Annotated in this window: 26 protein-coding genes and 1 pseudogene; 12 read left to right on the top strand and 15 right to left on the bottom strand. The window is 72.3% G+C overall.

What is annotated here, in order from left to right; all coding sequences use genetic code 11:
• Positions 1-87: 87 nt before the first annotated feature.
• From OE229_RS11235 to OE229_RS11225, 3 genes are read right to left on the bottom strand one after another with little or no spacing between them, the layout of a single operon-like run.
• Positions 88-1017, bottom strand: coding sequence for an OmpA/MotB family protein (locus OE229_RS11235; protein WP_182065437.1), 930 nt, complete (start codon positions 1015-1017; stop codon positions 88-90).
• Positions 1018-1019: 2 nt separating this feature from the next.
• On the bottom strand, positions 1020-1844 hold the full coding sequence (locus OE229_RS11230) for a motility protein A (RefSeq protein WP_071244627.1): 825 nt from the start codon (positions 1842-1844) through the stop codon (positions 1020-1022).
• Between the two features lies 1 nt (position 1845).
• On the bottom strand, positions 1846-2148 hold the full coding sequence (locus OE229_RS11225; protein ID WP_110863815.1) for a flagellar FlbD family protein: 303 nt from the start codon (positions 2146-2148) through the stop codon (positions 1846-1848).
• 128 nt (positions 2149-2276) lie between these two features.
• Between OE229_RS11225 and OE229_RS11220 the strand changes: the two genes are divergently transcribed.
• From OE229_RS11220 to OE229_RS11185, 8 genes are all read left to right on the top strand, one after another.
• Positions 2277-3356, top strand: coding sequence for a hypothetical protein (locus tag OE229_RS11220; protein WP_262138060.1), 1080 nt, complete (start codon positions 2277-2279; stop codon positions 3354-3356).
• 109 nt (positions 3357-3465) lie between these two features.
• The gene (locus tag OE229_RS11215; protein ID WP_262138058.1) at positions 3466-4305 is read left to right on the top strand and encodes a DUF4397 domain-containing protein; all 840 of its coding nucleotides are present in this window, start codon (positions 3466-3468) and stop codon (positions 4303-4305) included.
• Between the two features lie 14 nt (positions 4306-4319).
• Complete coding sequence (locus tag OE229_RS11210; protein ID WP_262138056.1) at positions 4320-4952, top strand: class F sortase; 633 nt, start codon at positions 4320-4322, stop codon at positions 4950-4952.
• Positions 4953-5020: 68 nt separating this feature from the next.
• Positions 5021-5566: an RNA polymerase sigma factor gene (locus OE229_RS11205; RefSeq protein ID WP_071244624.1), complete on the top strand. Its 546-nt coding sequence runs from the start codon at positions 5021-5023 to the stop codon at positions 5564-5566.
• Positions 5563-6372 (top strand): anti-sigma factor, encoded by an 810-nt coding sequence (locus OE229_RS11200; RefSeq protein WP_262138054.1) that lies wholly within the window; start codon positions 5563-5565, stop codon positions 6370-6372. Before OE229_RS11205 ends, OE229_RS11200 begins: the two co-directional genes overlap by 4 nt.
• Positions 6373-6482: 110 nt before the next feature.
• Positions 6483-8051 carry a helix-turn-helix domain-containing protein gene (locus tag OE229_RS11195; RefSeq protein ID WP_181431587.1) on the top strand — a complete coding sequence of 523 codons (1569 nt, stop codon included), beginning with the start codon at positions 6483-6485 and terminating at the stop codon, positions 8049-8051.
• Positions 8052-8267: 216 nt separating this feature from the next.
• Positions 8268-9401, top strand: coding sequence for a DUF475 domain-containing protein (locus OE229_RS11190; protein WP_262138053.1), 1134 nt, complete (start codon positions 8268-8270; stop codon positions 9399-9401).
• Positions 9402-9537: 136 nt separating this feature from the next.
• The gene (locus tag OE229_RS11185) at positions 9538-11139 is read left to right on the top strand and encodes a Na+/H+ antiporter (RefSeq protein ID WP_027465526.1); all 1602 of its coding nucleotides are present in this window, start codon (positions 9538-9540) and stop codon (positions 11137-11139) included.
• Between the two features lie 122 nt (positions 11140-11261).
• Here OE229_RS11185 and OE229_RS11180 read toward each other — a convergent pair whose 3' ends face one another.
• Positions 11262-12209 carry a GlxA family transcriptional regulator gene (locus tag OE229_RS11180; protein ID WP_262138049.1) on the bottom strand — a complete coding sequence of 316 codons (948 nt, stop codon included), beginning with the start codon at positions 12207-12209 and terminating at the stop codon, positions 11262-11264.
• A 115-nt stretch (positions 12210-12324) separates the two neighbouring features.
• Here OE229_RS11180 and OE229_RS11175 point away from each other — a divergent pair.
• The 4 genes and pseudogenes from OE229_RS11175 to OE229_RS11160 all read left to right on the top strand — a co-directional run.
• Positions 12325-12591: pseudogene (locus OE229_RS11175) on the top strand (isochorismatase family protein); the annotation flags it as partial.
• A gap of 88 nt (positions 12592-12679) precedes the next feature.
• Positions 12680-12961: a cysteine hydrolase family protein gene (locus OE229_RS11170; RefSeq protein ID WP_262138047.1), complete on the top strand. Its 282-nt coding sequence runs from the start codon at positions 12680-12682 to the stop codon at positions 12959-12961.
• A gap of 89 nt (positions 12962-13050) precedes the next feature.
• Positions 13051-13206, top strand: a complete 156-nt coding sequence (locus OE229_RS11165) for a zinc transporter permease (RefSeq protein WP_262138046.1) — start codon at positions 13051-13053, stop codon at positions 13204-13206.
• Between the two features lie 118 nt (positions 13207-13324).
• Positions 13325-13615, top strand: a complete 291-nt coding sequence (locus OE229_RS11160; protein WP_262138045.1) for an ArsR/SmtB family transcription factor — start codon at positions 13325-13327, stop codon at positions 13613-13615.
• 25 nt (positions 13616-13640) lie between these two features.
• Here the strand turns inward: OE229_RS11160 and OE229_RS11155 are convergent, their stop codons facing one another.
• From OE229_RS11155 to fliG, 11 genes are all read right to left on the bottom strand, one after another.
• Positions 13641-14315, bottom strand: a complete 675-nt coding sequence (locus OE229_RS11155) for a cation diffusion facilitator family transporter (protein WP_410007313.1) — start codon at positions 14313-14315, stop codon at positions 13641-13643.
• The gene (gene cmtR, locus OE229_RS11150) at positions 14312-14653 is read right to left on the bottom strand and encodes a Cd(II)/Pb(II)-sensing metalloregulatory transcriptional regulator CmtR (protein ID WP_182065415.1); all 342 of its coding nucleotides are present in this window, start codon (positions 14651-14653) and stop codon (positions 14312-14314) included. Before cmtR ends, OE229_RS11155 begins: the two co-directional genes overlap by 4 nt.
• A 76-nt stretch (positions 14654-14729) precedes the next feature.
• Complete coding sequence (locus OE229_RS11145) at positions 14730-14903, bottom strand: hypothetical protein (RefSeq protein WP_262138043.1); 174 nt, start codon at positions 14901-14903, stop codon at positions 14730-14732.
• Between the two features lie 199 nt (positions 14904-15102).
• Complete coding sequence (locus tag OE229_RS11140; protein WP_173033710.1) at positions 15103-16278, bottom strand: flagellar hook protein FlgE; 1176 nt, start codon at positions 16276-16278, stop codon at positions 15103-15105.
• 59 nt (positions 16279-16337) lie between these two features.
• Positions 16338-16781, bottom strand: a complete 444-nt coding sequence (locus OE229_RS11135; protein WP_027465521.1) for a flagellar hook assembly protein FlgD — start codon at positions 16779-16781, stop codon at positions 16338-16340.
• Between the two features lie 25 nt (positions 16782-16806).
• Positions 16807-18219 (bottom strand): flagellar hook-length control protein FliK, encoded by a 1413-nt coding sequence (locus OE229_RS11130; protein ID WP_262138042.1) that lies wholly within the window; start codon positions 18217-18219, stop codon positions 16807-16809.
• Positions 18216-18953 (bottom strand): C40 family peptidase, encoded by a 738-nt coding sequence (locus tag OE229_RS11125; RefSeq protein WP_262138041.1) that lies wholly within the window; start codon positions 18951-18953, stop codon positions 18216-18218. Before OE229_RS11125 ends, OE229_RS11130 begins: the two co-directional genes overlap by 4 nt.
• Positions 18950-19381 (bottom strand): flagellar FliJ family protein, encoded by a 432-nt coding sequence (locus OE229_RS11120; RefSeq protein ID WP_262138039.1) that lies wholly within the window; start codon positions 19379-19381, stop codon positions 18950-18952. The genes OE229_RS11125 and OE229_RS11120 overlap by 4 nt, the downstream gene beginning before the upstream one ends.
• On the bottom strand, positions 19381-20724 hold the full coding sequence (locus OE229_RS11115; protein ID WP_182065407.1) for a FliI/YscN family ATPase: 1344 nt from the start codon (positions 20722-20724) through the stop codon (positions 19381-19383). Before OE229_RS11115 ends, OE229_RS11120 begins: the two co-directional genes overlap by 1 nt.
• Positions 20721-21395: a FliH/SctL family protein gene (locus tag OE229_RS11110; RefSeq protein WP_262138036.1), complete on the bottom strand. Its 675-nt coding sequence runs from the start codon at positions 21393-21395 to the stop codon at positions 20721-20723. Before OE229_RS11110 ends, OE229_RS11115 begins: the two co-directional genes overlap by 4 nt.
• A complete protein-coding gene (fliG, locus tag OE229_RS11105; RefSeq protein WP_071244891.1) occupies positions 21388-22428 on the bottom strand; it encodes a flagellar motor switch protein FliG in 1041 nt (346 codons plus the stop codon). The genes OE229_RS11110 and fliG overlap by 8 nt, the downstream gene beginning before the upstream one ends.
• Between the last annotated feature and the right edge of the window lie 8 nt (positions 22429-22436).

The raw sequence follows: 22436 nt of genomic DNA, 5'->3' as shown, positions 1-22436 counted from the left end.
GCGCCGCGCGCTCCGTGGCTCAGACCTGTTGCACCCCTGTCTCGGCCCTGCCGCGCTCCCTGTCTCAGCCCTGCTGTGCTCCGTGTCTCAGCCCTGCTGCGCTCCGTCCTGTGCCTTCGCCAGCGCCGGCATGAGTGCGCTGACGTCCTGGTCGGCGTTCGACAGGACCACGATGTCGACCCGACGGTTCAGCGCGAGGTCCTGTTCGGTGCCGCCCTTCGCCAGCGGTCGGCTCGACCCGAAGCCGACGCTCTGCACGTGGTCGCCGGGCATCCCGCCCCGCTCGACCAGGTCGCGCAGGACCCCGGTCGCCCGGGCGGCGCTGAGCTCCCAGTTGGTGGCGTACGGCGCGGTCGAGTTCCGCTGGTCGGCGTGCCCCTCGACGCTGACGTCGTGGTCGGAGGTCTTCAGCACCGGCGCGATGGCGTCCATGATCGACCGCGCCTGGTCGGACAGGTCCGCGCTGTTCGTGCCGAAGTACGTCTCGCTGCCGACCAGGCGGACGATGAGGCCGCGGGCATCGACCGTGAACTGGACGTTCTCGGTCTGGCCCGCACGCCGCAGGTTGTGCTGGATCGCACGCTCGAGCTTCGTCAGGTCGTCGAGCTCCCGCTTCGCCTCGGCGAGGTCCTGCTTCGTCGCAGTCGTCGGCACCACCGTCGACGCGGGGTCGACGTTGGTGTCCTTGGTACCCGACGAGGCGGTCGAGTGGTCGGCCTGGGACTTGTCCGTCGAGTAGCCGGAGCCGTCCTCGACCTGGTCCTTCGTCACGACCGTCCCGCTCGCGGTGTCGATCTTCTGCGAGTCGACCTCGCCGAAGCCGGTGGCGAGCGACTGCTTCAGCTGGATGTACTTCTCCTGGTCGACGGTGGACATCGCGAAGAGCACGAGGAACATGCACATCAGCACCGTGATCATGTCCATGTAGGACGCCATCCAGCGCTCGTCGGGGTGCTCGGCCTCGTCGTGGGACTTCTTCGCGCGACCGCGGCCGCGGCCCCGGGGGTTGGCGCTCACGGTCAGGCCGCCAGCTGCTGGTCGTCGGCCGCGTCGGCCTTCTTGCCGGCCTTGCCGGCCTTGCCACCCGTGTCGGCGCGGGCGGCGGGCGGGACCATGGCCTTCAGCCGCTCACCGAGCAGGCGGGGCTGGCTGCCGGCCTGCACCGCGAGCAGCCCTTCCATCAGGAGCGTCTGGCGGTCCGACTCGAGCTGGGCGAGCTTGCGGAGCTTGCCGCCGATCGGCAGCCACATGAAGTTCGCGGTCAGCAGGCCCCACAGGGTGGCGACGAAGGCGCTGGCGATCAGCGGTCCGAGCTCGTCGGGCTTGCCGAGGTTCGCGAGCACGTGGGTCAGCGAGACCACGGTGCCGATGATGCCGACGGTCGGGGCGAAGCCGCCGAGGCCCATGAAGAACGCGCTCGCGCTCCGGGTCGGGGCCGCGTTCGACTCGATCTCGTCCTCGAGCAGGATCCGCAGCTCGTCGCCGTCGGTGCCGTCCGCGATGTTCTGCAGTGCCTTCTTCATGAACGGGTCGTCGTGCTTGTCGGCCTCCTGCTCGAGGGCGAGCAGGCCGTTCGCGCGGGCGGTCTCGGCGAGCCCGACGACGTCGTCGATGACCGACGCCGGCGGGGTGACCTTGCCGGTGAACGCCTTCGGGACCGCCTTGAAGCTGGCGATCGCGTCCTTCAGCGTGGTGCTCGCGATGCCGCAGCCGATGGTGGCGCCGAACACGAGCAGCATCGGGGCGGGCAGGAAGAGTCCACCGAGCTCGACGTGCTCCATCTGGACCATGCCGAACAGGGCGCCGAAGGCGAGCAGGATGCCGACGATCGTTGCGATGTCCACGTCAGCGACCCCCGTCCAGCGCGCGGCCGTGCTGCGTGGAGCGGAGTGCGGCGACCGGGGCGAGCGTGGGCTGCGGGCCGGTGTTCGTGCTCGAGCGGGGGGCCTGGTCGGTGCCGTAGGCCATCCCGACGATGCGGGCGCGGTACGCGGCGATCAGGTCGATGACGTCGGCCATCGACTCCCGCACGATGTACTTCGCGCCGTCGACCATGATGAGCGTCGTGTCCGGCGTCTCCTGGATGCGCTCCACGAGATCGGGGTTCACAGCGAATCCGCTGCCGTTCAGTCGTGTGACGACGATCATGGCCCGTCCTGGTTCTCGATCGTCCCGCCGCCGTCCGTGGGGCGGGATGCGGGCCCGTCCGTGGGCCTGCACGGAGGACTATCGGCGGGTGCGACGGGTGCGTTAGCGGCCGTCACTAGCCTGGTTCGGTGATCGATGCCTCGGACCTGCTCGCCCACCCGCGTGGCCGGCGCTTCTGCCTGGAACTCGTCAGCGGTGTCCATGACCCCGACGACCCGGCCGCCCAGCGACTCGGCGACCTGCTCTTCTGGGCGGAGCATCATCTCGGCGTCGAACGCGGCGACGGCCGAACGCTCTTCGGCATCGGTGGTGCGGTCGAACCCGAGCCGGCTCCGGACCTGGCAGCGGTGGCGAGCGCTCTCGCGGCGGTGTCCCTGCCGCCGGTGGGCGAGGACGACGTCGTGGTCGCGCTCGAGTCGACTGCGGACAGTGCGCTGTGGTGGCAACAACCCGATGCGCTGGACGCGCTCCTCGCTCGGACGGAACTGCTTGCCGCGCTCCGACGGCTCGCTCGGTGGGCTGTCGACAGCCCGGTCGTGCGCCGGCTCTTCGACCCGCAGGGCGGAGCATGGACCGTCGAGTTCGACGAGGACGACCAGCCCCGACGTCCGGGAGCGGCAGAGGCGCTCGCCGACTGGTCCCAGGAGCTGCGTCGTGAGGACTCCGGAGGGAACCCGGGGGTGGCCAGCGGGGTGTGGTGGACGACCCCGCCGTGGCCGCTCGCGCAGCACACGCGAGCGCCGTTCCCGTCCGCCGGGCCGCTGGCACTCTGGGCGGTCGAGGACTCCTTCGGGCAGGAACACGCCGTCGTCTCGGCCGTGCCTCCCGATGCCGCGGCGCGCGTGTGCACCGTCGACGGTCCCGCCGACTGGGCTGCGCTGTGCCGCCGATGGCCGCTCGACGTGACGCGGACCACCCGACGGAACGACTGGGCCGTGGCGACCGGACGGCAGGGTGACTGGGTGCTGCCGGACTGGTCCGCGGTGGCCACCGAGTACGACGTCGTGCACCTGACCGTCGCGGGCTGGTTCCGCACGTCCGGGCTCGCCGTGCCGGTCGACGGCAGCCGCGCGAGCGTCGTCGCAGGGTGGACGCCGGACTCCGCGTACCGGCTCACCGACCGGGGAGCCGGGGACGAGGCCGTCACGGGCGATCCCGAGACCTGGTCGCGTCCGGGCAACGCAGGGGTCTGGCGCCGTCTCAGGTGATCCCCAGGAGATCGCTGCATCCAATCGGGCTGCTCCGGCGGTAGTGGGGGTACGACGTCGAGGACGACGTCGTCCGCACCGGCCCGGACAGGCCCGAAGGAGACACGTCATGCGCAAGACACTCGCCACCGGCCTGAGCGCCGGTGTCCTGTTCGCCGCCGCCGCGGCTGTACTGCCCGCGACCGCTGCGACTGCCGCCACCGGTGAGGCGACGCTCTCGGTCCTCCACGCCGTCCCGGACGTCACCGTCGACGTCTACCTCGACGGCGAACGTGCCATCGACGACTTCACCCCGGGCACCCTCGCCGGCCCCATGATGGTGCCGGCCGGTGCGCACCAGCTCGCGATCACCGCCTCGGACGCCACCGACGCGTCGAAGCCGATCATCGGCCCGGCGGACGTCTCGTTCGAGGCCGGTGGCAACTACACCGCCGTTGCCCACGACGCCACGGACGGGTCGCCGACCGCCACGGTGTTCACCAACGACACCTCGGCCGTCGCGGCCGGCCAGGGACGCCTGGTCGTCCGCCACGTCGCCGCCGCACCGGCCGTCGACGTCCTCGCCGGTGGGAAGGCCGTCGTGTCGAACCTGTCGAACCCCGACGAGCAGGCACTCGAGCTGCCGGCCGGCACCGTGTCGGCGACCGTCGCCGCCACCGGGACCACCGACCCCGTGATCGGCCCGGCGGACGTCGCGGTCACCGCGGGCTCGTCGACCATCGTCTACGCCTGGGGCAGCCTGGACGACGACGACCTCGCCCTCGCCACGCAGACGATCGCGGACCTGGGTGGCACGCCGAACGGCGTCCCCGCCGGGAACGCCGGTCTCGTGGCCACGAACGACCAGGGCCCCCTGCCCCTGGTCGGCGCAGCGGCGGCCGCACTGGCCGCCGCTGCCGCGATCGGGGCCGTGGTGCTCCGCCGCCCGCACGCAGCGACCCGCCGCTGAACGTGCCACGCCCCGTGCGGTCCGCCACGGTGACGCTCGTCGTCGCCGTGGCGGCCGCCGCCCTGACCGGGTGCTCGTCGGCCGGGACCACCCCCGGCGGGCAGCCGTCCGTCCTGCCGACCACCACGCCCACACCGGTCCCGTCCGCGTTCTCGACCGAGGTACCGCAGCAGGCCGCGACCATCCCCCCGGTCCGGGACGCCCCCGCCCCGACCACCATCACCGTCGACCACGCCGGCATCAGCGCGCCGATCCGCCCCGAGGGGGTCGACGAGGACGGCGCGATGGCGCTCCCGCCCGACCCGGCGACCGCGGGCTGGTACCGCTTCGGTGCCGCACCGTCGTCCGCCGAGGGCACCGTCGTCATCGCGGCCCACGTCGACGCGGTCGGCTACGGCATCGGCCCGTTCTCACGGCTCGGCGACGCCCCGTCCGGCACCCGGGTCACCCTGACCGACGCGGACGGTGCCGAGACCACGTGGCGGATCGACTCCGTCAGCATGCTCGAGAAGCAGGGACTCCCCTGGGGCGAGGTGTTCCGTGACGACGGACCACGACGGCTCGTCCTGGTGACCTGCGGCGGGACCTTCGACGCAGTCACCGGACACTACGAGAGCAACCTCGTCGTCACCGCGGTCCCGGCCTGACCGTGGCGACGATCCGCCCCCTACGATCGGATCGTGGTCGACGACGACCACGCCAGCGACAGGAAGACGTGACGACCATCCTCCCGGACGACAGCGAGCTCTCCGACGCGTTCCGCGCCGGGGGTGAACACGCCCTGCGGGCCGTCTACGAACGGTGGTCGTCGCTCGTGTACTCGCTGGCCCTGCGTGCCCTGGCCGACCCGGCCGCCGCGGAGGACGTCACGCAGCAGGTCTTCGTGAAGGCCTGGCAGCGCAGCACGAGCTACGACCCCGGCCGCGCCCCGCTCGGCGCATGGCTGGTCGGCATCACCCGGAACTGCATCGCCGACGCGCAGAACGAGCGCCGACGGCACGCCAGCGCCGCCGACCCGGACGTGGTCGAGGAGACCACCCCGGCGCCGGAACCGGCCTTCGACCTGGCCGAGCGCGCACTCGTCGCCGGCGAGCTCGAGCGGCTCGACGAGGTCCCACGACGCGTGATGCGGCTGGCGTTCTACGACGACCTCAGCCATCGTGAGATCGCCGAACGGCTCGAACTGCCGCTCGGCACCGTCAAGAGCCACATCCACCGAAGTCTGGCTCGGCTCCGAACACGTCTGGAGGTGATCGAATGAAGCACGTCGACGACGAGACGCTGGCGATGCTCGCGGTCTCCGACCAGGTCGCCGCGGACGACGTCGCCGAACACCTGGCGTCGTGCGACCGGTGCCGCAACGAAGTGGCCGCGCTGCAGCGGGTCGCCGCGGTGACCCGCGCGTCGGAGGACGTCACGCTCGCGGCGCCCCCGGAGCACGTGTGGGACCGGATCGCGGCCGAGATCGCCCGGACGCCACAACAGGCTGCGGTGCCGGCGACCGAACCCGGACGAGCGGGCGAACACGCATCCGAAGGGGCGGCCGTCGGCAGCCGGTCCGACGCGGAGCACCACGCCGGGGCCCGCCGGCCCGGATCCCGTCCGCGTCGTCGCCGAGCCCTCGCCACCGCGATCGCCGGCGTCGGCGTGCTCGCCGTCGTCCTCGGCATCGGTGTGGCGTCGGGGATCGTCCCCGGACTCCCCCGCGGCGACACCGAGACCGTCCTGGCGAACACCGAGCTCGAAGCGCTGCCCGGTTGGTCGGGGACGACCGGCCGTGCCGAGCTCGAACGTGACCGGGACGGCCGGGTGACCCTGCTCGTCGACCTGCACGGAGAGCGTGGTCGCTCCGGCACCGGTCCGCTGCGCGAGGTCTGGATGATGCGGTCGGACCTCGGCGGACTGGTGAGCGTCGGCTACCTCGACGGCGACCAGGGCCGCTTCACGGTGCCCGACGGCGTCGACACCGCGGAGTTCCCGGTCGTGGACGTCTCGGCCGAGGCCGACGACGGTGATCCGGCGCACTCCGGTGACTCCATCGTCCGGGGCACCCTGACCGATCCCTGAGCAGTTTCGTCCCCCGAAATTCCCAACTGTGACGTATTCGAGACCTCTGGACGCGTGTCGGGTGTCGATCTTCCACTGGTTTATCTCATGAGCGTGTTAGCGTGGCGCGCATGACCGACACCACCACCGTCGTCTCGCCGGCATCTCCGGCGACCGCAGCACCCCTCCGTGAGGTCGGCGCCCTGATCCGGGGCGCCCGCAAGGGCCGCAGCATGACGCAGGCCCAACTCGCCGAACGCGTCGGCACCAGCCAGAGCGCGATCAACCGCATCGAGCAGGGCGGCCAGAACCTGTCCCTCGAGATGCTGACCCGCATCAGCGACGCCCTCGACCAGCAGATCGTCTCGATCGGCGGCGCCCCGCAGCGTGCCCACCTGCGCGTCCAGGGCGGCCGGAAGCTCAGCGGCTCCATCGCGGTGAACTCGAGCAAGAACGCCGCCGTGGCACTGCTCTGCGCCTCGCTGCTCAACCGCGGCGTGACCCGACTGCACAAGGTCGCCCGGATCGTCGAGGTCGACCGCATCATCGACGTGCTCCGCAGCCTCGGCGCGAGCGTCACCTGGTCGGAGGACGGTGAGACCCTCGAGATCGTCGCCCCCGACGACCTGCACCTCGACGCGATTGACGCCGACGCCGCCCGCCGCACCCGCAGCGTGCTCATGTTCCTCGGCCCGCTCAGCGGCCGGTACGAGTCCTTCCGTCTGCCCTACGCCGGCGGCTGCGACCTCGGCACCCGAACGGTCGAGCCGCACCTCATCGCGCTCCGTCCGTTCGGCGTGGACGTCGAGGCGACCTCCGGTTGGTACGAGGTCGACGTCGCCAACCAGGCCGTCCCCACCAAGTCGGTCGTGCTCACCGAGCGCGGCGACACCGTGACCGAGAACGCGATCCTGGCCGCTGCTGCCCGCGACGGCGAGACCGTCATCCGGAACGCCAGCCCCAACTACATGGTGCAGGACCTCTGCTTCTTCCTCGAGCTGCTCGGGGTGCAGATCGAGGGCATCGGCACCACCACGCTGCGCATCACCGGCAAGAGCCGCATCGACGAGGTCGTGGACTACTGGCCGAGCGAGGACCCGGTTGAGGCGATGAGCCTGCTGACCGCCGGGATCGTCACCGCGTCGACCCTCACCGTGACCCGGGCACCGATCGAGTTCCTCGAGATCGAGCTCGCGACCCTGGCCGAGATGGGCCTGCGCTTCGACGTCACCGAGGAGTACGCCGCCGCCAACGGCCGCACCCGCCTCGTCGACATCACGGTGTACCCGTCCGAGCTGCACGCGCCGATCGACAAGATCCACGCGATGCCGTTCCCCGGCCTGAACATCGACAACCTGCCGTTCTTCGTGGTCATCGCGGCCATGGCGGAGGGCACGACGCTCGTGCACGACTGGGTCTACGAGGGCCGGGCGATCCACCTGCTCGACCTCACCCGCCTGGGCGCGAGCGTCACGCTGCGTGACCCGCACCGCCTCGACGTCACCGGGCCGACGCACTTCTCCGGTGCCGAGATCAGCTGCCCGCCGGCGCTGCGGCCCGCCGTGGTGATCCTGCTGGCGATGCTCGCGGCGAAGGGTGAGAGCGTCCTGCGCAACGTCGGCATCATCGCCCGTGGCTACGAGCAGCTGCAGGAGCGCCTCAACTCGCTCGGCGCGTCCATCGAGACGTTCCACGACTGACGCTGGACCCCCGCTCGACACCGGTGTTCGCCGGTTGAACACGCGTAAACCGCGGTTCAACACGCGAACACCGGTGTTTTGCGTTCCCACCCCCCTTCCCCCGTCCCCGCAAGTGGGGACGGGGCGTCACCCGTCTGACGGGGTCCCCACGGGCCTCCAGGCCGATGCCCAGGAGCGCTCCATGCGCCGCCCAGCCCGACCGTGCTGGATGGGCAGATGGCCACGAGATCTCTCCTGACCGTCCCCCTGCTCATCACCGTCGCGGCCGCCGCGGCGGCCTGGCTGGTGCTCGGCCCCGCCGCAGCGCTGGCCTTCGTCGCCCTCGCGTTCCTCGAGATCGCGATGGCCGCGGACTCGTCCGTGCCGATGGCCGGCATCGCCGGCCGGCTGCACTCCCCCGCCCGTCGACTGTTCCTGTCGCTCGGCATCGTCGCGGGCGTGCTCGCGATGCGCCTGCTCCTGCCGCCGGCCGCCGTCGCGGTCGGTGACGCGACCGACCCGGCGAGCTCGGTGGAGGAAGCCGTCTTCGCGCCCGGCTCGTTCTCCGCGCACCTGGCCGAGGTGCGTCCCGCCCTCGCCGCCTTCGGCGCCGCGTTCATCTGGCAGGTCTTCGCCGAGTACCTGTTCAACACCGACCGCGCGTCCCGCAGGTCGTGGCTGGGCAGCCTGGAGGCGAGACTCGCCTCCGTCGCGCGACCCCGTGTGTGGTCGCTGGTCACCGCTGCGACCGGGGTCGTCGTGACCTCCGTGCTCGTCGGCGCGCGTTCCGGCTGGGTCGCCGGTGCGCTGCTGCCGGTCGCGCTCGGCGGGGTGGCCGGCATCGCCGCGTACCTCGTGTCGAAGCGGACGGCGGCGTGGGCTCTGCGCAGCGGCCCCGGCGGCGGCGGGTCGGACACGGCGTCGATCGGGGTGGGCCGCGGAGCCTGGCGCATCCACCTCTACGCGTCGACGGTCGTGTTCGAGCGGGGGCTCGTGGTGTTCATGCTCTTCGAGATCCTCGACGGCGTGTACAGCTTGTCCGGCTCCGGCCCGCTCGGGTCGGACGGGCTCGGGGCACTCGAGCAGGCAGCGGTCGCCGTCGGTGCGATCGGGGTCGGGGCGGTGTTCCTGGCCCGCCTGACCTCGCGGGTCGACGAGGCCGCTGGCCTCAAGCGGCTGCGGTACCTGAAGGCCGGGGCGGCGTACGTCCTCGGGGTGCTGTCGGTGCTGCTTTGGGCGAGTCTGCTCGTGCCGATACCGGGCGTCGTCGTGGGGTGGTTCGGGACCGTCGTGATCGGGTCGGCGCTGGTGAGCTCCCTGCCGTGGCGACCGTGGTGGCGGCGGGTGGTGCGGCGGCCGCGGGCGGTGTGAGCGGCGGCTCGTGACGCGTCGTGCGGTGTCGTGCGGCGCGCCGTCCGGCTGTGGTGCGGCGCGTCGTCCGGCTGTTCTGGAAGGATCCACCGTGGATCGGCGTTGACTGGCGGGTCGGACGACGATCGGAGTGCACGTGCTGGGACCGGAACTGGTGGTCGTGCTCGGCCTCGCCATCGCACTGACGGCGGCCGTGGCCGACCGGATCCGGATCGCACCACCCGTGCTGCTCCTGGTCTTCGGCGCGCTGCTCGGGCTCGTGCCGGAGTTCGCGGACGTCGAGCTCCCCGCCGAGGCCGTGCTGCTGCTGTTCCTGCCGGCGCTGCTCTACTGGGAGAGCCTGACGACGTCGCTCCGCGAGATCCGGAAGAACCTGCGCGGCATCGTCCTGATGGGCACCCTGCTGGTCGTGGTGACCGCAGGTGCCGTCGCCGTGCTGCTGCACCTGCTCGGGATGCCGTGGGGGCCAGCCTGGGTGCTCGGCGCCGCGGTCGCCCCGACCGACGCGACCGCGGTCGGTGTGCTCACGAAGATGCTGCCGCGGCGGAACGTCACGGTGCTCCGCGCCGAGAGCCTGGTGAACGACGGCACCACCCTCGTCGTCTACGGCATCGCGGTGGCCGTCACCGTCGGCACGCAGGAGCTCACGTTCTGGGGCGTGTCCGGCATGCTCGTCCTGTCCTACATCGGCGGGGTCGCCGCCGGGCTCGCCGCCGCGTGGATCGGGACGATGGTGCTGCGGCGCGTCGACACCGTCGTGCTCGAGAACCTCGTCACCCTGCTCGTGCCCTTCGCAGCCTTCCTGGCCGCCGAGGCCATCGGCGCTTCCGGCGTGCTCGCCGTCGTGGCTGCCGGCATCGTCGTCAGCCAGGTCGGTCCCAAGCTCGACCGTGCTGAGACCCGCCAGCAGGTGCGCGCGTTCTGGTCGTTCCTGACCTTCCTGCTCAACGGCGCACTCTTCGTCCTGGTCGGCATCGAGGCGATGGTCGCCGCACGCGCGCTCGACCCCGCCGACCTGCTGCGCGGGACCGGGATCGTCTTCGCGGTCGCGGTGCTGCTCGTCATCGTGCGGTTCGCGTTCCTGAACGCCGCGGGCGGGACCATCTGGCTCGTCACCCGACGCACCGGCGGGGAACCGCGCGAAGGGCACCGCGACCGGCTCGTCAGCGGGTTCGCCGGGTTCCGGGGCGCGGTGTCACTCGCCATGGCCGTCGCCGTGCCGCGCACGCTCGAGTCCGGCGGTGACTTCCCCGAGCGCGACCTCATCGTCTTCGTCACCGCCGGCGTGGTCATCGTCACGATCGTCGGGCAGGCGCTCGTGCTGCCGGCCGTCCTGCGTCGGGCCGCGCTGCCCGAGGACGAGTCCGTCAGCGAGGAACGTCGCTACGCCGAACGCACCGCGATCGAGGAGGCGCTCGATGCGCTCCCCCGTCTCGCACGGTCGACCGGAGCCGATCGTGCCACCGTCGATCGCCTGCGGAAGGAGTACGAGGCGCATCTCGACGTGATCGAAGCCCGCGAAGGGGACGACGACGACCACCCGGCGCTGCAGCGGCACGACAACGCGGTCGCCCTCGAGCTCGCACTCGTCCAGCACAAGGCGAGGACCCTGTTGCGCCTGCGCGACGCCGACGAGATCGACGACCTGGTGCTGCGTCAGGTGCGCGCCGGGTACGACGCGGAAGAGGCACGGCTGGACGGCATCGAATCGGTGGCGTCACCGCCCACGTCGTCGTAGAGCGACTCCGGGCACACCTGGTCGAAACGGGCGTACCCGGTCTGTCGTTCTGACCAGGTACGCCCGTTCCCTGTTCCCGTTGCGGCCGTGAGGGGAAGGAACGCTTTCGCTCGGACGGCCGGTCAGGGCCGCGCGTCGAACCGTCGGCGGTAGCTCGAGGGCGTGCTGCCGAAGGCCACGGCGAAGTTCTGCCGCAGCGTCACCGGGTTGCCGAACCCGCACGCTGCGGCGATCCGGTCGACGGGCAGGTCGGTGGTCTCGAGCAGCCGACGGGCCTCGTCCAGACGGCGACTCCGTACCCAGGCCGCCGGGGTGGTGCCGGTCGACACCCTGAAGGCCCGGACGAAGCTGCGGCGGCTCATGTGGGCCGCCGCAGCGAGTCGGTCGACGCCGAGCTCCTCGTCCAGGTGCTCGACCGCCCAGGCCGATGCCGTCGCCACCGGATCGTCGCCCCTGTGCTGCACGACCGGCCGCTCGATGTACTGGGCCTGCCCGCCTTCGCGGTGCGGCGCGACGACCAGGCTCCGCGCGACCCGGTTCGCCGCCTCGGCGCCCAACCGCGTCCGCACGACGTGCAGGCACGCGTCCAGCCCGGAGGCCGTGCCCGCCGAGGTCAGCACGTCCCCGTGATCGACGTAGAGCACGTCGGAGTCCACGGTGACGTCGGGGTGCGCGGTGGCGAACCGGTCGACCTCGCGCCAGTGCGTGACGGCGCTGCGTCCCGCGAGGAGCCCGGCACCGGCGACCGCGATCGACCCGAGGCACAGGCCGACCACCACCGATCCCCGCGCGTGCGCCTCGACGACCGCGCGCTCCGTCGGTGTCGGCAGGCGGGTGCCGTCGTCGGTCCAGGACGGCACCACGACCAGGTCGGCGTCCGCCGCGGCGTCGAGCCCCTGAACCGGGCCGAGCGTCAGCCCCTCGGCGGTCCGGACCGAACCGGGCCGGTCGGAGAAGACGACGGTCTGCCAGTCGGCGAGCCCGAGGCGGGTGACCTCGTCGAACACCATCTGCGGGACCGACAGGTGGAACATCGTGATGCCGTCGAAGGCGTAGATGGCGATCCGCACGCGGGACTCCTCCGGTTTGGCCTGGATCCATCGTACCGGTGCACACGTGCCAATCGCGCCGAGCGCATCGTAGGACGAGGATCGTCGAGTACGCCCACCGACCCAAGGAGCTCCCGTGTCCGATCCCCAGCGCGCCCTCGTCCTCGTCGACATCCAGCTGGAGTACTTCAGCGGTCCGCTCGAGGTCCGGTTCCCGCCCGTCCGCGACGCACTCGCGCAGATCACGACCGCGATCGACGCCGCGACCGCTGCCGGCACGCCGATCGTCGTCGTCCAGCACACCGCCGGCGACGCTGCGCCGGTGTTCAACCCGACGACGGAGGCGTTCGCCCTGCACCCCGAGATCGAGCGACGACGGACGCCCGAGTGGCACCAGGTCACGAAGCAGTTCAGCTCGGTCTTCGCCCACACGGACCTGCTCGCCTGGCTGCAGGAGCGGGGGGGTCGACACGGTCACCCTGGTTGGCTTCATGACGAACAACTGCATCATCGCCTCGGCCGCCGAGGCGGAGGCGCTCGGCGTCGCGGTCGAGGTGCTGTCCGACGCGACCGGCGCGATCAACATCGCCAACGCCGGCGGGGCCGTGTCCGCCGAGACGGTGCACCGCACGCTGATGGCACTGCTGCAGTCGAACCTCGCCGCCGTCGCACCGACCGCGGAGTGGACATCGGCGCTCGCCGCCGGAGTGGCGATCCCCCGTGACGCCCTGCCGACGTCGGCCACCGCGGGCGCCCAGCGCTTCCCCGCCTGACATCGGTTCTCATCTATAAATGTATTGCAACTTCTGCATGTGTGATCTACGCTGAGGGCATCCCAACCGACGATCAGCAGGAGGTCACCATGGCCGAGCACGAGAACAGCGCAGAGCACACTATCGCCGAGCACACCCACCAGGACGGCTGCGGCCACGAGGCGGTCCAGCACGAGGACCACGTCGACTTCGTCCACGACGGTCACAAGCACGCCCAGCACGGCGACCACTACGACGAGCACTGATCCTGATCAGCGCAGGCCCGTGATCAGCACCGATCAACGGACCTGCACGACGGCCCCGACGCACCGCGCCGGGGCCGTCGTGTTGCATGCACGAACGCGCGTGCGCTTACATGAGTCCATGTCAGACGGGATCGAAGCAGCGGCCGAACTCTTCAAGGCGCTGTCCTCGCCCGCCCGACTCCGGATCCTGTCGGCCTTGATCTCCCGGTCTTCCGACGTCGGCTCCCTCGCCGACACGACCGAGCTCTCGCAGCCCCTGGTGTCCCAGCACCTCCGCACGCTGCGGCTCGCGGGCATCGTGCAGGTCGAGCGCATCGGACGGAACGCCGTGTACTCGCTGCACGACGAGCACATCGCCCACATCGTCGGCGATGCCGTCAGCCACGTGCGCGAGGCCGAAGCCGGCTGAGTTCCCGATCGCCCTCGGACACCGCTCAGCAGCAGTCGCAGCCGTCGCCCTCGCGCTCCCCCGTCAGGGCCGAGACGGGCTGCTTGCACGAGTCTCCACGCCAGGCTTCGAGCCCCTCGCGCACGGCGAAGACCACCACGGCGAGTCCGGCGAGCGGATCGGCCCACCACCAGCCGAACAGGCTGTTCGCCAGCAGGCCGAGCAGCACCGCCGCCGACAGGTAGCTGCAGATCAGCGTCTGCTTCGAGTCGGCGATCGCCGACGCCGAGCCGAGTTCGCGTCCGGTCCGCCGTTCGACCAGGCTCAGGAACGGCATGACCGCCAAGCTCACCGCCGCCAGGACGATGCCGACCGGACTGTGCTCCGGGGACCGGACACCCGTGAAGGTCAGGACGGCATCGACACCGACCACGACGGCGAGCCCGAAGAACGAGACCGCGATCACCTGCAGCGCCGTTCGTTCCCGGGCCTCCGGGTCGCGCCCGGCGAACTGCCATGCGACGGCCGCTGCCGACAGGACCTCGACGATCGAGTCGAGCCCGAAGCCGATCAGCGCGGTGGAGGAGGCAACCGAGCCGGCGGCGATCGCCACGACGGCCTCGATCACGTTGTAGGCGATGGTCGCCGCGACGATCCACCGGATCCGCCGCCGCAGCACCACGACGCGGACGGGCGAGAGCGACAGCGCAGCGGTGGTCACCGCTCGACCGCGCATCCGTCGTCCGCGGTCCGGCCGTCGTCGGCGACGTCCACCGCCAGCACCACGTCGACCAGGGACTCGAGCGCGCGGGTGAGGTTGCGGTCCGCGATCTCGTACCGGGTCCGACGCCCCTCGGGCACGGCGACGACGATCCCGCAGCCGCGCAGGCACGCCAGGTGGTTCGACACGTTCGTCCGCGTCAGCTCGAGTTCCTCGGCGAGCCGCGCCGGGTAGCCGGGTTCGTCGAGCAGCCGGAGCAGGATCCGCGCACGCGTGGGATCGGAGAGGGCCCGCCCGAGACGGTTCAGCACGTCGTGCCGCGAGGCAATGGTCAGCATCTGCTGACCATACCCGTGCCGTGCCCTGGACGCCACCGTTCCGGACGACGCGTGGTGCACCGGACAGCACTCCGGCTCAGACGTCCGAGAACCGCCGCCCGGTCAGCGCGTCGTTCCAACTCGTACGGGCGCCGGGAGCACGCGACTCGTGCACGCCGTCGTGGCCGCGTGGTCGATCGCACCGCCAGCGGTCGAAGACGCTGCGGCAGCGGTGGTCGGACTGGTGGTCGGTGTCGGGGTTCTCGCGCATCGCACCGATGAGACGTCGCGACGCGCCGTTTCGTCACGGACCGTCGCCGAACTCCCTGCACCACGAACGATGGTGAGCAGGAACGGTCGAGTCCCCCTTCAGCACCCGACCGTTCCTGCTCACCAAGCGCCCGCGACGCGAGCGCCCGGCGACGCGAGCGCCCGGCGACGCGAGCGCCCGGCGACGCGGACCCCCGCGCCTAGCGCTTCAGGTTCGTCAGCTCCTGCAGCACCTCGTCCGAGGTGGTGATGATGCGGGCGTTCGCCTGGAACCCGCGCTGCGCGACGATCAGGTTCGTGAACTCCTGCGACAGGTCGACGTTCGACATCTCGAGCGTCCCCGCCGCGAGCGAACCGACGCCCGCCGAGCCGGGACCGCCGACCGTCGCGCCACCCGAGTTCGCCGTGGCACGGTAGCCCGACGCCCCGGTCTTCTCGAGGCCGGCCGGGTTGGCGAACGTGGCCAGCGCGATGCGGCCGAGGGCGAGCGACGCGCCGTTCGAGAACGTGCCGGTGACGGTGCCGTCCTTCGAGATCGAGTAGCCCTGCAGCGCCCCGGCCTCGCGGCCGTTCTGCGAGCCGATCGCCGCGGTGTTGAGCGAGGCGAACCCGGTCAGGTCGCCCATGTCGACCCGGATGCCACCGACGGCGAGGGTGCCGCCGGCGGTCAGTTTGCCGTCGGTACCGAAGGTCAGCGAGGTCGTCGCCGTGGTGCCCTGGCCGTTGCGCCCGGTGACGTCCCAGCCGTCGGCGGTGCGCGTGTAGGCGAGCGACATCGTGTGCTTCGCACCCGAGGCGTCGTACACGGTGGCCTCGCGCGTGATGGTCTGGCCGACGGCGGTCTCGGACGGCAGGTTGCCGGCGACGGTGGCAGCGGTGGTGCGGACCGCCGGGGCTGCTGCTTCGAGCGGCAGCGTGATGTCGGACAGCTGGCCGTTCTCGTTGACGACGCCGTTCGTGGCCGGGTAGCCCTGCACGATCTTGCCGTCGGCGGTGACCAGGCGGCCGTCCGCGTCGAAGTCGAACGCACCCGCGCGGGTGTAGACGGTGTCGTTGCCCAGGCGGGTGACGAAGAAGCCGTCGCCCGAGATCATCAGGTCGGTCGCCTTGCCGGTGGCCTGCGCCGAGCCCTGGGAGAAGTTCGTGGAGACGCCGGCGACCTGCACGCCCAGGCCGATCTGGGCCGGGTTCGTGCCGCCGATGCCGGTCTGCGGCCCACCGGCACCCTGGGTCATCTGCGACAGGGTGTCCTGGAAGACGGTGGTCGACGACTTGAAGCCGACGGTGTTGACGTTGGCGATGTTGTTGCCGGTGACGTCGAGCATCTGCTGGTGGGAGCGGAGGCCGGAGATCCCGGAGTAGAGCGAGCGGAGCATGGTGCGTCCTTTCGGAGAGGCAGGAAGTGCGAGGAAGTACGAGGAAGGAGGAGCGGGCGTCAGGACGCCGGAGCGGTGGTGGTGATGCCGGAGATCACGTCGAGAGCGACCTCCTTCCCGTTCACGGTGACCGTGGGGACGCTGTTCGCGTACGACACGGCCGAGGCGGTCCCGGTGACGGACTTGCCCGAGTCGGCGTCGGTGTAGCTGACCTGCTTGCCGACGAGGTTCGCTGCGGCGATGCGCATCTGGAGCGAGAAGTTCTCGTTCCCCGTCGTGGTCTGGTTGGTGATCTGCTCCATCATCGCGAGCTGCGTCTGCTGGCTGATCATCTGGTTGGTGTCCATCGGCGACGACGGGTCCTGGTTGCGCAGCTGCGTGACGAGCAGCTTCATGAAGACCTCGGAGTCCATCGTCTGGGACTTCTGGGCGGTGGAGTTCGCGGCGAGGGCCGCGGCCTGCGCGGTCGGGTCCACGCTGCCGGTGATGCCGTCGATGGGCATGGTGCGTTCCTGTTCGTGAGCCGGATCAGGCGAGGACGTCGAGTCCCGCGGTGCGGATGGAGGGCGTGTGGGCGGTGGGCTGCGGACGCGGGGTGACCCGCGCCTCCAGGCCGGGGTCGCCAGGCAGTGCACGCGTGCCCGGACGCTCGTCGCGACCCGGCGCGTCCTGCGGCTGGTTCTGCGACGACAGGTCGAGCGTGGTGCTCACACCGGTGCCCGCCGCGTCGCGCCGCAGGTCCGGCAGGACCTGGCGGACGGCCTCGCGGCCGGCGTCCGACGCGGCGAACAGCTCGACGTGCATGCCGTGCGCGGTGACGTGCGCGCGGACCGTGACCGGGCCGAGGCTGTCCGGCACGACCTGCACGGTGACGACGTGCTCGCCGGGGCCGGCCTGTGCGAGCGAGAACACCGGTCGCGCCAGCTGCTGGGCGAGCGGTGCCGGAGTCGGCGTGGTCGTCGCGGCCGGCGCGGTGGTCGGCGTCGTCGACATGACGAACGGCGTCTCGCCACCGCGCGTCGGAGTGACGGCCGGGAGGCCCGGATCACCCGGCGTCGACGCCTGCTGCTCCGTCCCGTGGCCGGCTCGGGAGCCGGGGCCGGCCGCCGGGGCGGCCGTGACGACCGGCGCCTGGCCCGGCGTCACGGTGGCGGTGTCGCCGTCAGCGGTGCGGTCGGCGGCGGGGGCCGCGATGGCGGCAGCGGCCGTCGGGGCGGTGGTCGCCGGGGCGGTCGCGGCTGTGGTCGTCGAGACGGCGGCCGTGGCGGGGGTGCCGCCTGCGACGGTCGTCGCGGCAGCGGCCGGAGACGCGGTGCCAGCGGGCGTCACGGCAGGGGTCGCCGCGGCGGTGGTCACCGGGCCCGCCGTCGCTGCGACAGCGGTCTCCCGTGCCCACCCCGATCCCGGTGCCCGCCGCGGGGTCGACGTGGTGGGGGCGGTGGGCGGCGCCGGGGTCGACGGGACGGGCGTCGAGGTGTCCCCCTCCGGCGACAGCGGAGTCGTGGTCGTTCCGGCGGTCGCCGCTGCGGCCACGACGACGTGTGGGTCGCCGTGGGGCGTGTCGGCAGTGCTCGGGGCCGACTCGTCCCCCGTGTCGTCTGGGAGGCCCGCCGGAACGACCGGTGCGGCCACGAGTCCGGCTGCGAGCAGCGCCTGCGCATCGACCGACGGGGAACCGGTCGCGGGCACCGTCTGGCCCGACGTCGACGTGGACGTGGACGTGGACGTGGACACCGTGCTCGGCGTCCCTGCCGAAGCGTCCGCCGTGCGGCCGTCGGCGTCGTCCCGGTCGGCGGCGCCGTCGCCGGGACGCCGCTCGGTCGCGGCGGCGGCGGTCAGTGCCGCGCCGAAGGACCCGGCAGCAGCGGGGTCGGACGGTGCACCCCGGGTGGAGCCCGGTGCGGTGGGCAGGGACGGCTGGGTGGCGATGGTCAGGCTCATGCGGCGCTCCCGGACTGCATCATGGACAGCAGCGCGGCCGTCTGCAGGTCGGTCGCGGAGCGCGCTGCCGAGGCGCTCGGCGCGGCGACGGCCGCCGGGGCCGCCTGTGCGGGGACGATCCGGCGGATGGTCGCGATGTCGGCGTCGGAGTACCAGTTGTCGACGATCCGGACGTCCTTGCCGGGGCGCGGCGCGTGCAGCACCTTGCCGTCGCCGACGTAGATGACGACGTGGCCCTCGCCCTTCGGGATGATCAGGTCGCCGGGCAGCGCGTCCTTCAGGGAGCCGACCTCGACGCCCATCTTCGCCTGGTCCGGCACGACCCGGGGCATCGTGACCCCGAGGTCCTTGAAGACCGTCTGCACCAGGCCCGAGCAGTCCATGCCCGCGGTCGTCTCCCCGCCGAACACGTACGGCACGCCGAGGTACTTCTTCGCATCGGCCACCACGTCGGCCCCGGTCGCACCGCTGCCGGTGGCGAGGGTGCCGGCCCCGGCGTCGACCGAGGTCGCGGGGGCATGGGTGGCAGTCGGGCTCGCTGCGGCGGTCGCACCGGCAGCGCTCGCGGCGCCGGTCGTGCCGTCGGCGGTGGCGAGGGCGTCGGCGAAGGCCGAGGACCCTGCGGCGCCGCTGGTGGCCGAGGCGGTCGGGGCAGCCGTGGCCGTCCCGCCACGCAGCGTGTCGATCTGGGACCGGATCTCCGAGATCCGGGAGAGCACCGCTTCGACGCTCATCGGGCACCACCTTCCGTGCGGCGTCGTGCCGCGATCTCGTCGAGGGCGTTCTGTTCGGTCCGGAGTTCCTCGGCCGCCTGCTGCTCGGTGTGCTTGCCCTCGAGCTTCTCGAGGCCGACGGCGGCGCGACGGGCGGCGGTGTACTCCTGCTGCGCCAGGTCGGCGTCGGCACGGCGGTTCTGCACCACGGCGTCGAGCTCCTCGAGCATCCCGCGGGTCGCGGCGCGGGCTGCGGCGACGGCGCTCAGGGTGGCGGCGTCCTGGATGGGCTGGGCGTCCTCGCTGTCGGCGAGGCTGCGGCGTGCGGCGATCCGGGCGTCGGCCGCGTCACGGACGCGTTCGTTCGCGGCGGCCAGCGTGGCGGCGGCACGGTCCTGTTCGGTGTGGCGCAGGCGCAGGAGTCCGGCGAGCGGGAAACGGCGGGCCATCACGACACCCCCAGCTGCTGCACCAGGCCACCGAGGCGCTGCCAGGAAGCGTCGGCGGTCGCCCGCTCGTCCATGCCCTGGCGCAGGAACGCGTCGATCGATCCCTGGTGGTCGACGGCCGCGTCCACGAGCGGGTTCGATCCGCGCTGGTATGCACCGACGTCGAGCAGGTCCTGGGCGCCGGCACGGGCGGCCATCACCTTCCGCAGCGCGGTGGCGGCGGCACGCTGCTCGGGTCGGGTGACCTTCGAGGCGACGCGGGACACCGAGCCGAGGGCGTCGACCGACGGGAAGTGTCCGGTGATCGCGAGCGTGCGGTCGAGCACGACGTGGCCGTCCAGGATGCTCCGGGCTGCGTCGGCGATCGGCTCGTTGTGGTCGTCGCCGTCGACCAGCACGGTGTACATGCCGGTGATGCTGCCGACCCGGTCGGTGCCGGCGCGCTCGAGCAGTCCCGCGAGCACCGAGAACGTCGACGGCGGGTAGCCCCGGGTGGCCGGCGGCTCCCCCACCGACAGGCCGATCTCGCGCTGCGCCATCGCGACGCGGGTGAGCGAGTCCATCATGAGCACGACGTCCTGCCCGGCGTCGCGGAACGACTCCGCGATGCGGGTGGCCACGAACGCGGCGCGCAGGCGCATCAGCGCTGGTTCGTCGGAGGTCGACACGACGACGATCGAGCGGGCGAGCCCCTCGGGTCCCAGGTCGTCCTCCAGGAACTCGCGCACCTCACGGCCGCGCTCCCCCACCAGGGCGATGACGTTGACGGCCGCGTCGCTCCCGCGCGCGATCATCGACAGCAGCGAGGACTTGCCCACGCCGGACCCGGCGAACAGGCCCATGCGCTGCCCGCGGCCGACGGTGGTCAGGGTGTCGAGCACGCGGACGCCGAGCTGCATCGGGGTGTCGATGCGGGTCCGGGCCATCGCGCTCGGGGTGTCGTGGTCGAGCGGGACCCGGGTGACCGGTTCGCCGCCGGGGCCCTCGAGCGGGCCGCGGTCGTCGATCGGTCGGCCGAGTCCGTCGAGCACGCGGCCGAACAGACCGGGTCCGGTCGGCACGAGCACCGGACGGCCGGTCGGACGCGCCGGGGTGCCCGCGGTCACGCCGGTCAGGCGGCCGAGCGGCATGCAGCGGACGCCGGAGGCATCGGTGGCGACGACCTCGACCGCGGTCTGTTCGCCGTCCTCGGTGCCGACCGTGACGACCTCGCCGACGCGGGCGTCGAGTCCGGCGATCGTCAGCCCCAGGCCGACGGCGCTCGTGACGACACCGACCCGCTGGGGTGCGGCCCGCAGGAGCGCCTCGTCGAGACCCCGCGGACGGAGCAGCGTGGCGGTCACCGGCCGGCTCCCGACGCGTCGACTCCGAGGGCGGTGCGTGCGCGGTCGAGCGCTGTGGCGATGCGCGCGTCGAGCATGCCGTCCGGCAGGTCGACGACGGCGTCGCCGTCGCGCAGGGCGCCGTCCGCGACGACCGGCACCGGCAGGTCGAGGCCGGCGACGCGCGCGGCGTCCGCCGGGCTCAGCCGGACGGCCACCGGGACCGTGCGGTCCACGGACGCGAGCGCCCGCCGGACGGTGACTTCGGCGCCGGACGCGATCCGGGCCTCCCGGCTGCTCTGTCCGTCCGGACCGTCGGTGACGGTCGCGTCGTGGGCTGGCCTGGAAGCGCGGACCACGTTGCCGACGATCGCCTCGGCCAGGTCGACTGCCGCACTCGCGACGGACGCCTCGGCGTCCGCCAGGACGGGTGCGACCGTGGAGAGCATGGCGTTCGTGGCGGCGTCGAGGACCGCGATCCGGCGTGCGGTGTCGGCCTGCAGGGCGGTGATCCGCGCGGCGTGCTCGGCCTCGAGCCGGGCGCGCAGGGCGTCGGTCTCGGCCTGCGCGGCCCGCAGACCGGCGGTGTAGCCGGCCGCGTGCCCGCGGACGTCCGCGCTCGACGCGCGCTCGCGGCCGGCGGCGTCGGCGAGCACCGGGAAGTCGACGCGGTGCACGACGGTGTCAGTCAACGAGCTCGTCCTCCTCGGCGCGGTGCACGGTGACGACGCCCTGTGCCTCGAGCTCGCGCACGGACCGGACGACCTCGGCGCGGGCTTCCTCGACCTGCGAGACGCGGACCGGACCCATGGCCTGCAGTTCGTCGTCGAGCAGTTCGCGGTTGCGCTCGGACACGTTCGCGCGGATGGTCTCCACGACCGGTCCGGCTGCGCCCTTCATGGCGGTCGCGAGGATCTTCGAGTCGATGCCGCGCAGCACCTGCTGGATGTCGCGGGACTCGAGCTTCACGATGTCCTCGAAGGTGAGCATGCGGGAGCGGATGTCCTCCGCGAGCTCCGGGTCGCGGGCTTCGAGTCCCTCGAGCACGGCCTTCTCGGTCGCGACGTCCGAGCGGTTGATGATGTCGACCAGGGGCGCGATCCCACCGACGACCTCGACGCTCTCGCGCGGCGACACGACGGCCCCGGCACGCTGGCGCAGCACACCGGCGACGATGCCGACGGCCTCGGGGGTCGCGCTGCCCATGGTCGCGAAGGCCTGGGCGACGTCGGTGCGGACACGCTCGTCGATCCCGGCGAGCACGGCACTGGCCTGACCGGGGCCCAGGTGGGCGAGCACGAGGGCGATCGTCTGCGGCAGCTCGCCCTCGAGCAGGGAGATGACCTGGCCGGGTTCGGCGTCGTCGAGGAAGTCGAACGACTGGCCGGCGAGGTTCGAGGCCAGACGGTCCATCACCCCGGCGGCCCGCTCGGCGCCGAACGACGCCTCGAGCAGCCCGAGGGCGGTCTCCTTGCCGCCGCGCTTCTGCAGCCGGCCGCTCATCGTGATCCGGTGGAACTCGGACAGCGTCTGGTCCACCACGGTGTCCTCGACGCGGCGCATCCGGACGATCTCGGCGGAGATCTCCTCGGCCTCCATCTCGGTGAACTGCTTCATCACCTCGGCGGCGCGGTCGGTCTCCATCTGCATGAGGATGAGCGCGACCTTCTGCGCACCGGTCAGGGCACGGTCGCTCGGTCCGGAACCGCCGCCGGGGCTCGGCATGAGCGCGC

The organism is Curtobacterium poinsettiae (assembly GCF_025677645.1).
In the GTDB taxonomy this organism is placed as follows: domain Bacteria; phylum Actinomycetota; class Actinomycetes; order Actinomycetales; family Microbacteriaceae; genus Curtobacterium; species Curtobacterium poinsettiae_A.
The sequence above is the reverse complement of the archived record's forward strand: the minus strand, read 5'-3'. Positions and strand labels throughout refer to the sequence as shown.